The 13,502-nt window shown below is 36.5% G+C and carries 15 protein-coding genes; all 15 read left to right on the forward strand.

Going from position 1 to position 13,502, the window contains the following annotated elements; translation table 11 throughout:
- The 15 genes from murG (at position 1) to CP363_RS01540 (ending at position 13,499) form a co-directional block, all read left to right on the forward strand.
- Positions 1 to 1,107: an undecaprenyldiphospho-muramoylpentapeptide beta-N-acetylglucosaminyltransferase gene (gene murG / locus CP363_RS01470; RefSeq protein ID WP_089146700.1), complete on the forward strand. Its 1,107-nt coding sequence runs from the start codon at positions 1 to 3 to the stop codon at positions 1,105 to 1,107.
- A gap of 16 nt (positions 1,108 to 1,123) precedes the next feature.
- Complete coding sequence (locus CP363_RS01475; protein WP_089143176.1) at positions 1,124 to 1,981, forward strand: cell division protein FtsQ/DivIB; 858 nt, start codon at positions 1,124 to 1,126, stop codon at positions 1,979 to 1,981.
- Positions 1,982 to 2,043: 62 nt separating this feature from the next.
- On the forward strand, positions 2,044 to 3,405 hold the full coding sequence (gene ftsA, locus CP363_RS01480; RefSeq protein ID WP_013086157.1) for a cell division protein FtsA: 1,362 nt from the start codon (positions 2,044 to 2,046) through the stop codon (positions 3,403 to 3,405).
- Between the two features lie 14 nt (positions 3,406 to 3,419).
- A complete protein-coding gene (ftsZ, locus tag CP363_RS01485) occupies positions 3,420 to 4,763 on the forward strand; it encodes a cell division protein FtsZ (protein ID WP_098035725.1) in 1,344 nt (447 codons plus the stop codon).
- A gap of 17 nt (positions 4,764 to 4,780) precedes the next feature.
- The gene (locus tag CP363_RS01490; protein ID WP_005718844.1) at positions 4,781 to 5,218 is read left to right on the forward strand and encodes a cell division protein SepF; all 438 of its coding nucleotides are present in this window, start codon (positions 4,781 to 4,783) and stop codon (positions 5,216 to 5,218) included.
- Entirely contained in the window at positions 5,218 to 5,520 is a 303-nt protein-coding gene (locus CP363_RS01495) for a YggT family protein (protein ID WP_005718845.1), read from the forward strand. Before CP363_RS01490 ends, CP363_RS01495 begins: the two co-directional genes overlap by 1 nt.
- Complete coding sequence (locus CP363_RS01500) at positions 5,520 to 6,320, forward strand: RNA-binding protein (protein WP_013086159.1); 801 nt, start codon at positions 5,520 to 5,522, stop codon at positions 6,318 to 6,320. The genes CP363_RS01495 and CP363_RS01500 overlap by 1 nt, the downstream gene beginning before the upstream one ends.
- The gene (locus CP363_RS01505) at positions 6,296 to 7,120 is read left to right on the forward strand and encodes a DivIVA domain-containing protein (protein WP_013086160.1); all 825 of its coding nucleotides are present in this window, start codon (positions 6,296 to 6,298) and stop codon (positions 7,118 to 7,120) included. Before CP363_RS01500 ends, CP363_RS01505 begins: the two co-directional genes overlap by 25 nt.
- 227 nt (positions 7,121 to 7,347) lie before the next feature.
- Positions 7,348 to 10,131 carry an isoleucine--tRNA ligase gene (ileS, locus tag CP363_RS01510; RefSeq protein WP_098035726.1) on the forward strand — a complete coding sequence of 928 codons (2,784 nt, stop codon included), beginning with the start codon at positions 7,348 to 7,350 and terminating at the stop codon, positions 10,129 to 10,131.
- Positions 10,131 to 10,334, forward strand: a complete 204-nt coding sequence (locus CP363_RS01515; protein WP_005721332.1) for a cold-shock protein — start codon at positions 10,131 to 10,133, stop codon at positions 10,332 to 10,334. Before ileS ends, CP363_RS01515 begins: the two co-directional genes overlap by 1 nt.
- A gap of 15 nt (positions 10,335 to 10,349) precedes the next feature.
- Positions 10,350 to 10,919 (forward strand): NUDIX hydrolase, encoded by a 570-nt coding sequence (locus CP363_RS01520; RefSeq protein ID WP_005724551.1) that lies wholly within the window; start codon positions 10,350 to 10,352, stop codon positions 10,917 to 10,919.
- A 2-nt stretch (positions 10,920 to 10,921) separates the two neighbouring features.
- Positions 10,922 to 11,236: a hypothetical protein gene (locus tag CP363_RS01525; RefSeq protein WP_013086162.1), complete on the forward strand. Its 315-nt coding sequence runs from the start codon at positions 10,922 to 10,924 to the stop codon at positions 11,234 to 11,236.
- Between the two features lie 18 nt (positions 11,237 to 11,254).
- Complete coding sequence (locus CP363_RS01530) at positions 11,255 to 11,950, forward strand: 5'-methylthioadenosine/adenosylhomocysteine nucleosidase (protein ID WP_089147655.1); 696 nt, start codon at positions 11,255 to 11,257, stop codon at positions 11,948 to 11,950.
- Between the two features lie 2 nt (positions 11,951 to 11,952).
- Positions 11,953 to 13,110: a cysteine desulfurase family protein gene (locus CP363_RS01535; RefSeq protein ID WP_098035727.1), complete on the forward strand. Its 1,158-nt coding sequence runs from the start codon at positions 11,953 to 11,955 to the stop codon at positions 13,108 to 13,110.
- Between the two features lie 47 nt (positions 13,111 to 13,157).
- Positions 13,158 to 13,499: a DUF1831 domain-containing protein gene (locus CP363_RS01540; RefSeq protein WP_013086163.1), complete on the forward strand. Its 342-nt coding sequence runs from the start codon at positions 13,158 to 13,160 to the stop codon at positions 13,497 to 13,499.
- Positions 13,500 to 13,502: the final 3 nt, after the last annotated feature.

Below are 13,502 nucleotides of genomic sequence, written 5' to 3' on the forward strand. Positions count from 1 at the left end.
ATGAGAGTTATTTTTACAGGTGGCGGTACAGGCGGTCACATTTACCCAATTATGGCAATTATTGAACGTTTGAAAGAACGCGGTATTAGTAAAAACGATGAAATCTTATTTGTAGGTACACAAAAAGGATTGGAATCAAAAATTGTTCCAGCAGCCGGTGTTAACTTTAAAACAATTAAGATTCAAGGCTTTAACCGTAAACATCCGTTAAAAAACTTTGAGACTATCAAGCTATTTTTACAAGCTACTAAAAGCGCACGCCAAATTTTACGGGACTTTAAACCAGATGTCGTTTTAGGTACAGGTGGTTACGTTAGCGGTGCTATGGTTTATGAAGCAGCTAAAATGCATATTCCAACAATGATTCATGAATCTAATTCAGTGGTTGGATTAGCTAATAAATTTTTGGGTCATTATGTGGATAAAATTTGTTATACATTTGATGATGCTGCAAAGGAATTCTCAGAAAAGAAGAAACTAGTTAAGACAGGTAATCCACGGTCACAACAAGTTTTAAGCTTGCACGAAGAAAAAATTGATCTTGAAAAAACATGGGGATTAAATCCAAAAATGCCAACTGTTTTAGTATTTGGTGGGTCCCGTGGAGCATTAGCAATTAACAGAATTATGCTTAAGTCATTAATGACGCTAAAGCAAAAGCCATATCAAATTATTTGGGCAACAGGTACTTTTTATTTTGATAAGGTACAAGAAAAAATTAAGAATGTTGATATTGGTAATAATATTAAAGTTTTGCCATACATTAAAAACATGCCAGGTGTATTGCCAGAAATGACTTGTGTTGTTTCAAGATCTGGTGCAACAAGTATTGCAGAATTTACTGCATTAGGTGTACCCGTTATTTTGATTCCAAGCCCTAATGTAACTCATAATCATCAAATGAAGAATGCGCTTGATTTAGAAAAAGCTGGTGCAGCATTGGTTATTCCAGAAGATGATTTAAATCCAAATAATTTTGTCTCTTCAATTGACCATATTTTGCTCGATGAAAAGTATGCTACTGAAATGAGCAAAGCTTCTAAGGCATTAGGCGTACCTGATGCATCTGATCAAGTGATTAAGGTGATGGAAGAAATTTCACGCTAGGAGGTAGGTGAGGCAGATGGCCAAAAAGCCAGTAACTAAGATTGATCCAAGGAAAGAATTGTCTCCGTACTTGAATCATGAATTTAACCAACAAAGGAATAGTCGAAAATCGCAGACCAAGATTTCTGCCTCACTCTCAAATTTACAGGCAGAAAGACGACGATCATTACGACGTAGGCTAGGTCTGATAATGACGGTTTCAGTTTTGGCGATAGCTGGTTTAGGATACTATATTTCACCTTTAGCGAATATCAGTACTGTTAAAATAATTGGTGCAGAGCATTTACCTGCTAAAGAAATTGTTAAGGTATCCAAGATCAAGGCTAGCGATAAAGTTTTTGATTACTTGTTTCAACAAAAAGATTTGAGTCAAAGATTATCCCAAAAATATCCAGAAATTCAAAGTGCACAAGTTCATTTAGGTCATATTAATCAATTGATTTTACAAATTAATGAACGTAAAACCGTGGGCTACTTAAAAGATGGTGATTCTTACCGAAAGATTTTGGATAATGGAAAAATAGGTACGAGAGCTCTACCTTGGACAAAAGTGAACCAAGATAAACCTATTTTTGTTGGCTATAATAAATCAGATGAATTAAAAAATGATTTAAAGTTATTTAACAGTTTACCTAATTCATTTAAAAATCATGTAAAATTATTAAGTGGGAATACCAGACGAAATTCACAAATTATTTTAGTAATGAAGGACGGTAATGTAGTGATTGGCAATACTGCTACTTTGAATAGCAAACTAAAATATTATGATACTATTAGAATTAAAGCTGGTAAACATAGCCTTATTGATTTAGAAATAGGTGCATTTAGTAGACCATTAACTTCTAGTGAAAAGAAAGCTTATGGCATATCGTAGCTGTTTTGCAAGTTTATTTATGTTAGAATTTTTTCAAGGCAAATATTAATGGGGGCTTAATTTTGGAGAATTCAAATCTTTTAGTGGGTTTAGATATAGGAACCACAAGTGTAAAAGCCGTTGTTGCAGATTCTGGTAAGGTTATCGGTGCAGTTACAACGCCAAATTCAGGAATGCGACACGGTCAAATAGTAGATATTGATCAAACTGCTAGTGCAATTAGTCGTGCATTAAAAGGTGTAGCAGAAAAAACAAACGCCAAGATTTATAGTGTAGTTACAGGAATTCCGGTAGGGATGTTACAACTGGAAACTGCAACTGGTTTTGCTAATGTTGGTGAACAAGGGCAAGAAGTAAATAATGATGATGTAAAAAGAACGATTAGATCTGCGATTCATTCAGCAGCTAAGGATGATCGTGAAGCAATTACATTTTTGCCGAGTCGCTTTTTGATTGATGGTAAAACTGAAGTTGATGATCCAAGAAAAATGATTGCACGTTCCTTGGGTGTTAGTGGAATTTTATTAACTGCACCTACTAGTCCTTTGCACAATATCAAGAAGGCTATTGAAAGAGCCGGTTATCATAATAATTTCTTTGTGCCAACGCCTTTAGCAATTTCAAGTGTAGCATTGAATGAAAGTGAAAAAACTTTTGGTTCGGTAATTATCGATCTTGGTGGTGGCGTAAGTACGGCAACTGTTATTAAAAATGGCCAAATTAAGTATGCCAACATCGATTTAGAAGGCGGAAGCGATATTACTAATGATATCTCTGCTGTTTTAAGTATTTCGAAAAAGGACGCTGAACAAATTAAGTTGGACTATGGATTTGCGGATCCACAATTTGCCTCAAAAAACGATAAATTTGCTATTAATAGTGTTGGTGCAAATAGTCAGCAAATGGTTGACGAAGTATATCTTAGTGAAATTATTAATGCACGCTTAGAACAAATTTTGACTCGTTTAGGAAAAGGTTTAGTTAAGCATAATGCATTGAAGCAACCAGGTGGTATTGTGATTACAGGTGGTAGTAGCCTATTACAAGGAATTGATAGTCTGACTGCTAATGGGTTAAATGTTAAGGCCCGAATTTATGAACCAGATCAAATTGGTATGCGTAATCCGATTTATACAGCTGCTTATGGTATCGTCCACTATTCATATAAGATGTCTGAAGTTGACTATCTTGTTAATGGCGTAATCTATGGTTTTGGTGAACCCGCTGTGGAAGACCCCGTTTCTCAGCCAAAAAGTACCAAGATTTCTAAAAGTACGACTTCTAATAGTGAAAGTGAAGCCAAAGAAGCTTATAATAGAAGCAAAATGTCTGCCAGAACAGAATCTGCGCCAGACGATGAAAATAATACTAAGCAAGAAAAAACTAATAGCTTGAAGAGTTTCTTTAAGAAATTCTTTGATTAAAGGTGGTTAATTTAATGGATTTTACATTCGATTCAGACGACAATAAGAATGCTGTCATCAAAGTAATTGGTGTTGGTGGTGCCGGCGGCAATGCTGTTAACCGAATGATTGACGATGGCGTACAAGGTGTTTCTTTTATTGCAGCAAACACTGATGTTCAGGCTTTGAACAGCAACAAAGCTGAAAACAAGATTCAACTAGGGCCTAAGTTGACCCGTGGGTTGGGTGCTGGTTCACATCCTGAAGTAGGACAAAAAGCTGCAGAAGAGAGTGAACAAACGATTGAAGATGCACTTAAGGGTGCAGATATGATCTTTATTACTGCTGGTATGGGTGGCGGTACCGGTACTGGTGCGGCTCCTGTAGTGGCAAAAATTGCGCGTGAGACGGGCGCATTAACTGTAGGCGTAGTTACACGTCCATTCAGTTTTGAAGGCCCTAAGCGCTCTAAAAACGCTGCAGAAGGTATTACTCAGCTAAAGCAATATGTTGATACTTTGGTTATTATAGCTAACAATCGTTTGCTTGAAATGGTTGACAAGAAGACTCCTATGATGGATGCCTTCAAGGAAGCTGATAATGTCTTGAAGCAAGGTGTTCAAGGTATTTCTGATTTGATTACTTCAACTGACTACGTAAACTTGGACTTTGCTGATGTGAAGACTGTAATGGAAAATCAAGGTGCAGCTTTAATGGGAATTGGCCGTGCTAGCGGTGAAAATAGAACAGTTGAAGCTACTAAGCTGGCGATTTCTTCACCATTATTAGAAGTTTCTATTGATGGTGCTAAGCAAGTGTTACTTAACATTACTGGTGGACCTGACCTTACATTATTTGAGGCTCAAGATGCTTCAGAGATTGTTTCTAAGGCTGCTGGTGACGATGTAAACATTATTTTCGGTACTTCAATTAATCCTAACTTGGGCGATGAGGTGGTAGTAACTGTAATCGCTACTGGAATTGATTCTAAGGTTGAAGAAGCTGCTTCTAAGCAATTACCAGGTCGTAGCCACCAAATTAAGGCTCAACCAGTTAAAGAAAAAGAAGAAGCTCCTAAGGCTGAAGAACCTAAGCAACCAGTTGATCGACCACAAACAGTTCAGCCTGCTGCTGAAAAACAAGAACCTGAGCAGCCTAAGCAAACGATGGTTGATCCAACCAGTGTTTGGGGACTAAATGATAGCGAAGACAATCAAAGAAGAAATACCCAACCTACTGAGCCTAAGAAAGATTATGAGGGTTTTGATACTTTTAGTGATGAAGATCAGGATAGTATTTCTCAAATTGAAACTAGCGCTCAGGACGATAGTGACGATAACAGTGATATTCCATTTTTTAAACATCGTAGTGAAAACTAGTTTTGGAGGTAGTATAAATGGCTTTTGATAAATTAGGAAGATTTTTCGGAATTTCTAATGATGATGAATTAGAAAATGACGAAGAATATGCCTCACAGACTAAAAATGAAAATGAAGACTTGCCTCTGAACTCAGTTAATCGCGATAATGTGGTTTCAATTAAATCAGGCTTGAATTCGGCTAAAAGCAAGATTGTTTTATATGAACCACGGGTATATTCCGATGCTAAGGATGTTGCACAAAATTTATTAAATAATAAAGCAGTAGTGATTAATTTTAGCAGAATGGAAGACAGTTCAGCACGTCGGATTGTTGATTTCATCACGGGTACTGTATATGCATTAAATGGTGAAATCCAACGTATTGGTGATAAAATCTTTTTAGCAACTCCACCAAAGTTTGTTACTGATGGCAAAATTAGTGATTTAGTGGATAAGAAAGACAATTTAAGCTAATGGTTAATATATTAAATTTAATCTACTTGGCACTTACGTGGATTTTATGGCTTTATAGTCTGCTGATCGTGATTGATGCAATTATGAGTTGGCTACCAATGCTAAGTAATTCTGTTGTTGGTCGCTTTTTAGACAAGGTTGTAAATCCATATTTAAATTTGTTTCGAAAAGGTCCATTTGCGAGATTAGCTTATTCAACTGGAATTGATGTCTCGCCAATTATTGCTTTATTTATCTTATATTTCATTCAAAACTATGTTTTAAGATGGATATTTGATATTTTATTGAGGATGATGGTGTAATGGAACGCAGACAGGCAAGTAAGTTTTACCCACATTTTAATCAAGAGGAAAGACCAGTAATTGACTATTTTACTGGTCTTTTTAATCAGCTGATTTTTAAGCATGAGCCAATTTTGACTGATTTTTTGGATCCGGGAAAACGAGCAATTTTAAGAACAATTGTTGGTAATGATGCATTTGTTCAAGAGTATGGTGGCTATCCTAATGCAGAGAAAAAGCGAGTTTATTTAAGTGAAGAATGGCTTAATCTGCGACCGAGTGATTATCAGATTCAGCCGTATGAAATTGAATATCCGCAAAAATTTACTAAAATAAATCATAGTGTTATTTTAGGTACCTTGGCGAATTCGGGTATTGATACAAGTATTTTTGGCGATATTATTACTGATAATCAAGGAAAATGGCAGTTTTTCACTAAAAAAGAAATGACGGAATTTTTTGAAGAGCAAATTGACCGCATTGGCAGAGCAAAAGTAAAGCTGAGACCGATTAGCTTCAAAGAAGTTTTGGTTCCTGAGGATGATTCGATTGAAAAAACGGAAATAGTTGCCTCAATGCGAATTGATGCTGTATTATCGGGTATTAGCAGACAAAGCCGCGGTCAAATTCAAAAGATGATTAATAGTCAGCTGGTTAAATTAAATTGGCATGAAATAGCAGATTCTAATATAATGATTAAAGAAGACGATGTCTTGAGTTTAAGACACTTTGGTCGGATTTTGATTGAGGATGTTTCGACTACAAGAAAAGGTAAATATAAGGTGGTGCTCAGACTTTGGCAGACAAAGAAACACAATTGACCCCGATGGATATTCACAACAAGGAATTTAAACGGCGTGGTCGTAATGGATATGATCGTCTTGAAGTAGATAGCTTCTTAGATCAGATTGTTGATGATTATGGTGATACACTTGATCAAGTGGTTGACTTGAAGAATGAAGTAGTTTCTTTAAATAAAAAGTTAACTGATTTACAAGAAAAAGTAGATGATTATCAAGATCAAGTTAATGAATATAACGAAAAAAAGCGTTCTTTAAATAAATCATTAATTTCGGCACAACAAACTGCTGATGAAATGAGAGAGAAAGCAGAAGCAGAGGCTAAGCAGATTATTGCGGATGCCAAAAAGCAAGCGGAAGATAATATTAACTTCCAAAAGCATCAACAAGATACTATTTCTACGGATTATATGCGTGTAAAAGAGCAAGTTAGTGAATTTCGTAGTAATATTCAAGAAATGCTACAGACTGAAATCGATAATTTGAATGATGAAAAGTGGCAACATGCATTGGATGATTACTTCAACTTAGAGCGTTATTATCCAGATGATGGTTCGGAGCCAGTAAGTGCTGATGATGAAGACGTTGAAGATGAAGATGTTGACAATGATGATGAAAATGACGTAAACTCTTCTCAAGGCCCTGATGATTTGGAGTTGGATCAACCGGATGATTCTGACGATGCAGATAATGAAGAAAATGCTGCACCTAAACCAATGACCGGGGACAGTCCAAGTCATGAAACAATTAATGTTAAGCCTGAAATGAAATCAGATCCTTTAGGCCCAACAATTGTTTTCCCTGACGACTATAAAAAATAAGCATATTAGATTGACAGTAAAGCTTGAAGGCAATTCAGCGAGCTAGTGATGGTGGAAGACTAGCATAAGAGCCTAAGAGCTGATCAGCTGCCTAATTAATCTAAACGGTATTTGCACGTTACGCAAAGTTAAGTGGAACTTATAATAAGTTCAATTTAGGTGGTACCACGGTTAGCCTCGTCCTAATTTTAGGATGAGGCTTTCTTTTTTAGAAAGGAATTTTGTTAATGAGAATCAAAGATACTCTTAATTTAGGTAAAACTAAATTTAAGATGCGCGGTAATCTACCTGTTCGTGAAGCTGAATGGCAAAAAGAATGGGAAGATAACAAGTTATATGAACAAAGATTAAAGTTAAACGAAGGTAAGCCTCGTTTTGATTTACATGATGGCCCTCCATTTGCTAATGGTAATATTCATATGGGACATGCGTTGAACAAGATTTCTAAAGACATCATTGTTCGCTACAAGAATATGAACGGTTATTATGCACCATACGTACCAGGTTGGGATACTCATGGCTTGCCTGTTGAACAACAATTAGCTAAGCAAGGCGTTGACCGTAAGACAATGGATCGTGCTAAGTATCGCGAGCTTTGTCGACAATATGCTGAAGAACAAGTTCAAAAGCAAATGGCCGATTTTAAGCGTCTAGGCGTTATGGCAGATTGGGATAATCCATATATTACCTTGCAACATGACTTTGAAGCACAAGAAATTCGCGTCTTTGGAGAAATGTACAAGAAAGGCTATATCTATAAGGGCAAGAAGCCAGTTTACTGGTCATGGTCAAGTGAATCGACTTTAGCTGAAGCCGAAGTTGAATATAAGGACGTTGAAGCTAATTCTATTTTCGTAGCATTTCCAGTTACTGATGGTAAAGAAATTATTGATCCTAAGGATACGTACTTTGTAATTTGGACTACTACTCCTTGGACTATTCCAGCTAATGAAGCTATCTGTGTTAACCCAAAGTTTGATTACTCAGTTGTTCAAGTTGGGGATAAGAGATATGTTGTTGCCAGTGGCTTACTTGATAAGGTAGCTGAAGAAATTGGTTGGGACGATTATAAAGTTGTTCAAACTCTCAAAGGCAAGGACATGGAATACATGAAGGCTAAGCATCCAATTTATGATAAAGATAGCTTAGTAATTGAAGGATTCCATGTAACTTTAGATGATGGTACTGGTTTAGTTCATACTGCACCTGGCTTTGGTGAAGACGACTTTAATGTTGGTCAAAAGTATCATTTACCAATCTTTAGTCCTGTTGATGCTCATGGTTGTTATACTGATGAAGTGCCAGAACTTAAGGGAATGTTCTACCAAGATGTGGATAAGTTAATGATCCAAAAGTTAAGAGATGCAGGTGCATTGCTTAAGCTTAAGGTCTTTACTCACTCATACCCACATGACTGGCGGACTAAGAAGCCGGTAATCTTCAGAGCAACTACTCAATGGTTTGCTTCAATTGATAAGTTTAGAAATCAAATCCTTGATCAAATTGAACAAGCCAACTTCATCCCTTCATGGGGTAAGACTCGTCTTTACAACATGATTAAAGATCGTGGCGATTGGGTAATTTCTCGTCAACGTGCTTGGGGTGTACCACTACCAATTTTCTACGCTGAAGATGGCACACCAATTGTTACTCCAGAAACAATTGAACATGTAGCAGAGATTTTTGCTAAAGAAGGTTCAAATGCTTGGTACACTCATCCTGCTAAGGAATTGTTGCCAGAAGGCTTTACTTCAGAACATTCACCAAACGGCGAATTTACTAAAGAAAAAGATATTCTTGATGTTTGGTTCGACTCTGGTTCATCTTGGTCAGGCGTAATGGAAAAACGTGATGGTTTACACTATCCAGCTGATCTTTATCTTGAAGGTAGTGACCAATACCGTGGTTGGTTCAATTCGAGTTTGATTACGTCTGTTGCAGTAACTGGTAAGGCACCTTATAAAGAAGTATTATCACAAGGCTTTGTGCTTGATGATAAGGGACACAAGATGTCTAAGTCACTTGGCAACGTAATTTCACCAAACGATGTAATTAAGAAGATGGGTGCTGAAATTATTCGTCTTTGGGTAGCTCAAGCTGATACTACTTCTGATGTTGCAGTCTCAATGGGAATTTTGCAGCAGTCTGCAGAAAGTTACCGTAAGATCAGAAATACCTTCCGTTACATGTTGGCCAACACTAGTGATTTTGATCCAAAAGAAAATCGCGTTGCTTATGCTGATCTTCGTTCAGTTGATCAATACATGGAAGTGAAATTAAATGACTTAGTTAAAGACTGTCTTGCTGCTTACGACAAGTTTGATTTTACTACTGTCTTCAAGAAGGTCTTCAACTTTGTTTCTAATGATCTTTCTGCATTTTATCTTGATTTTGCTAAGGATGTACTTTACATTGATGGTGAAAACAGCCATGATCGTCGCTCAATGCAAACTGTTATTTACGACGCTGCTGTTAAATTGGCTAAGATCTTAACACCAATTTTGCCACACACTATGGAAGAAATCTGGGGCTTCTTGAAAGAACCTGAAGATTACGTTCAACTTGCTAATATGCCAGAAGTTGAAGAATATGCTAACCATGATGATTTGCTTGAAAATTGGGGTAAATTCATGAAGTTGCGTGATGATGTCTTGAAGGCTCTTGAAGATGCAAGAAACAAGAAATTAATTGGTAAATCATTTGAAGCAGCAGTAACTATTTACCCAGACAAGGAAACTAAGACAATGCTTCAAGATTTAAATGCTGATTTCAGACAAATCTTGATTGTATCCAAGTTAACTATTGCTGATGGTGAAGCACCTGATAATGCAGAGCAATTGAATAATGCTAGTGTAGTAGTTGAACATGCTGAAGGCGAAGTATGTCCTCGTTGTCGGATGATTAGAACTGATATTGGCGTAGATCCAAAGTTGCCAATGCTTTGTGGTCGTTGTGCTAAAATCGTTGAAGCAGATTACCCAGAAGCTGTTCAAGAAAGATTTGAAAACTAATGCGGTTAGGTACTGTAAAACAATTTGATGAAGGCAGTAGCTATGGCTTTATTGAAGATGATCGTAATCATAAGTCATATTTTGTCTTCTATAAAGCAATTAAAGAGGAAGGCTATAAAACTTTGCAAGTAGGTCAAAGAGTTAAATATCAGTTAGCTCAAGGTAAAAATGGTCTGCAATGTGTAAATGTTTATTTAGCCTAAAAAGGAGCTGGGATTTTGGATTTAAAGGAAACAGAAATCTCGTCACAGCAGATTTTTCAAGGACGTATTTTGGATCTGGCTGTTCGTACAATTAAGCTTCCTAATGGTGAAACTGCAACTAGAGAAGTTATTAAGCATAAGCCTGCATCGGCTGTTATTGCAATTAATGATGAACAAAAGATGTTGTTAGTAAAGCAATGGCGGGAACCAATTAAGCAGATTACTTTGGAAATTCCAGCTGGTTTGGTTGATTCCACTGATGCAAGTCCGCTTGATGCAATGAAGCGTGAGCTGAATGAAGAAGGTGGCTATCGCGCAGATTACTGGGAAAAGGTCAGTGAATTCTATTCTTCTCCTGGTTTTTGTGATGAAAAGATGTATCTTTTCTATTGTGATACCTTAACTAAATTGACTGATAAGCGGGCACTGGATGCAGATGAATTTTTAACTTCTAGTTGGTATAGCTTAGATGAATTAAAAACTTTATTGGCTGAAGGAAAAATTGTTGATGCAAAGACAATTTATGCAATTACTGTTTGGGAGAATATGATGTTGCGTAATGCTCAGACCGATAATAAGGATTAGTTATGGTAGAAAAACGCTCTGATTATCGTAAAAGGCAGAAAAAAAGCCTACTTAGTAAGCTAAAATCTTCCTTTTCTGATAATGATTCAGAAGAAGTAGATGTAAATCCTGACTTTAAGCGGGATGGCTCTGAAGAAGAACCTAGAAGACGCCCTCTGGCTGGGGATGGACAAGAATTTTATCAGCATAATCAATCGAGTGATAAGGAAACGATTCGCCAAGAGAAGTCTTTAAGACTGAAAAAAAGATTGAATCGTGCTATCCTGATAGTGATTGTTTTAATTATATTGGTGCTATTAGCACTATTTCATTTATAGTGGAAATGAGGAAATAAATTGAAGATTGCGATTATCGTCCCAATGGCGGAAGAAGCTGAATTTTATCGTGATCATTTCCATGCAGAAACAAAAGAAATGTTCGGATCAACAGAATTCGAACATTTTTCTGTTAATGGCAATGATGTATATTTAGGTTTAAGTGGTATCGGAAAGGTACAAGCTGCAATGAACTTAGCCAGTTTGTTGAGTTGTGTTGATATTGATGTCATTTTTATGACTGGTTCAGCAGGTACTCTGGCACCAGATGTTCATCAAGAAGATCTAGTTCTGCCAAATACATTTGCTTATTATGATGCACATAATACTGCAGCTGGAGATTACGTTGAAGGTCAAATCCCTCAACAACCAGCCCAATTTGTACTTGATTCACCACAAAGAACTGCCTTTGCAGAATATTTGAAAGAGGCAGGTGTTTCTTTCCGTGAAGGATTGGTAGTAACGGGTGATTCATTTGTCGCTTCATCTAAACAAAAAGATGAAATTCGTCAAAATTTTCCAACAGCTTTAGCCTGTGAAATGGAAGGTGCCGCTTTTGCACAAGTTGCTCATGCATTTAAGAAGCCTTTAGTTGCCATGCGTGCAATTTCTGATAATGGAGATGGTAGTGCAGAAGAGGATTTCGAAACCTTTGTTAAAAAAGTTGGCGCTAAAGCAGCGAAGTTAATTAGTGATTATGTAGAAAAGATGAATTAGACGTGCGTGAAATTTATTTAGATAATGCTGCCACCACTCCAATGTCACCTAAGGTAATAGATATTATTACTAATGAAATGAAAAATGATTTTGGTAATGCTTCTAGTACTTATGAATTAGGTCGTCAGGCAAGAAAAGCAATTGATCGAGCTCGACATCAAATTGCCCAAGATATTAATGCTCAAGATGGAGAAATTATTTTTACTTCAGGTGGTTCAGAAAGTAATAATACTGCAATTTTTGGAACTGCTTATAGTCGTAAAAATATTGGTAAAAAGATTATTACTACACCAATTGAACATCCATCTGTGCTAAATCCTATGAAACGGTTAGAAGATGAGGGCTATGATGTTGTCTACTTAAAGGTAGATCAAACCGGTCATATTTCTTTAGAACAGTTAAAAAAGGAATTAACGCCAGACACTATTTTAGTATCGATTATGGCCGTTAACAATGAAGTTGGTACCATTATGCCGCTCAAAGAAATCGGGGCAATGGTAAAGGACTCCAATGCATATTTTCATGTTGACAATGTTCAGGGAATGGGCACAATTAAAATTGATGTTAAGGACATGAACATTGATTTTCTGTCTGTTTCTGCACATAAAATTAATGGACCTAAGTTTTTAGGCTTTTTATATGAAAATGCGGATATCGATATTCCAAATTTGATTTTAGGCGGTGAGCAGGAAACCAAACGTCGAGCTGGAACAGAGAACGTACCAGGAATTGCCGGCTTTGGCGAAGCTGTCCGTGAAGTATCCGAGATTGGTCGTGATGCTTTGCAAAAGAAATATGCTCATTATCAAGACATTATTTTAAAGGAATTAGACGATCATCAAATTAATTATGAAATTAATGGTGGGTATGGTCCGGGTTACTCACATCATGTGCTTAATCTGCATCTCAATGGTGTATCTACTACTTCTTTACAAACAAATCTTGATTTGAATGGATTTGCCGTGTCAGGCGGTTCAGCATGTACTGCTGGTTCTTTGGAGCCATCACATGTTTTAATTGCTTGTTTTGGAGAAAATTCACCAAGAATAAATGAGTCGATCCGAATTTCATTTGGGCGTTATAATACGGATGAAGAAATTGAGCAATTCGCTCAAGAATTAGTAAAAATTGTACAAAGAATTCAATCTAAAAATAAATAGTTGCTTTCAAAAAGAAAGTATCTTATTATAAATAAGTGAGGGAAATTATGGCAAATACAGTTGTGATTAATGGTGATAAACGTAAGTTTACTTTGAATCCTGAGTTGAAGCTTTATGCTTTGATTGATGCTGGCTTTGTGAAGACAGCTAAGGGTAATTTTAATTATGAACATCCCCTTTACAATGATTCACCTTATAACGCGCCTACTAAGTTAAAGATGACCATTAATAAGGACTTGTCGCATTTAACTATGGTTATTACTGATCGCAACGGTTTGCAGAAGGTTAATATTTTTAAAAATAAGCAATTAGCTCCTACTGTAGAACTTTTAGATTATATTTTAAAGGATCTTGAGGAGCGTAAGATTTTGCTTGAAGTAAAGGATTGATTG

This window comes from Lactobacillus sp. UMNPBX12, assembly GCF_002553955.1.
Lineage (GTDB): Bacteria > Bacillota > Bacilli > Lactobacillales > Lactobacillaceae > Lactobacillus > Lactobacillus crispatus.

Coding starts and splice junctions, on each gene's coding strand:
- murG (WP_089146700.1), top strand. CDS start 1: ATGAGAGTTATTTTTACAGGTGGCGGTACAGGCGGTCACATTTACCCA.
- CP363_RS01475 (WP_089143176.1), top strand. CDS start 1,124: ATGGCCAAAAAGCCAGTAACTAAGATTGATCCAAGGAAAGAATTGTCT.
- ftsZ (WP_098035725.1), top strand. CDS start 3,420: ATGGATTTTACATTCGATTCAGACGACAATAAGAATGCTGTCATCAAA.
- CP363_RS01490 (WP_005718844.1), top strand. CDS start 4,781: ATGGCTTTTGATAAATTAGGAAGATTTTTCGGAATTTCTAATGATGAT.
- CP363_RS01495 (WP_005718845.1), top strand. CDS start 5,218: ATGGTTAATATATTAAATTTAATCTACTTGGCACTTACGTGGATTTTA.
- CP363_RS01500 (WP_013086159.1), top strand. CDS start 5,520: ATGGAACGCAGACAGGCAAGTAAGTTTTACCCACATTTTAATCAAGAG.
- ileS (WP_098035726.1), top strand. CDS start 7,348: ATGAGAATCAAAGATACTCTTAATTTAGGTAAAACTAAATTTAAGATG.
- CP363_RS01515 (WP_005721332.1), top strand. CDS start 10,131: ATGCGGTTAGGTACTGTAAAACAATTTGATGAAGGCAGTAGCTATGGC.
- CP363_RS01525 (WP_013086162.1), top strand. CDS start 10,922: ATGGTAGAAAAACGCTCTGATTATCGTAAAAGGCAGAAAAAAAGCCTA.
- CP363_RS01540 (WP_013086163.1), top strand. CDS start 13,158: ATGGCAAATACAGTTGTGATTAATGGTGATAAACGTAAGTTTACTTTG.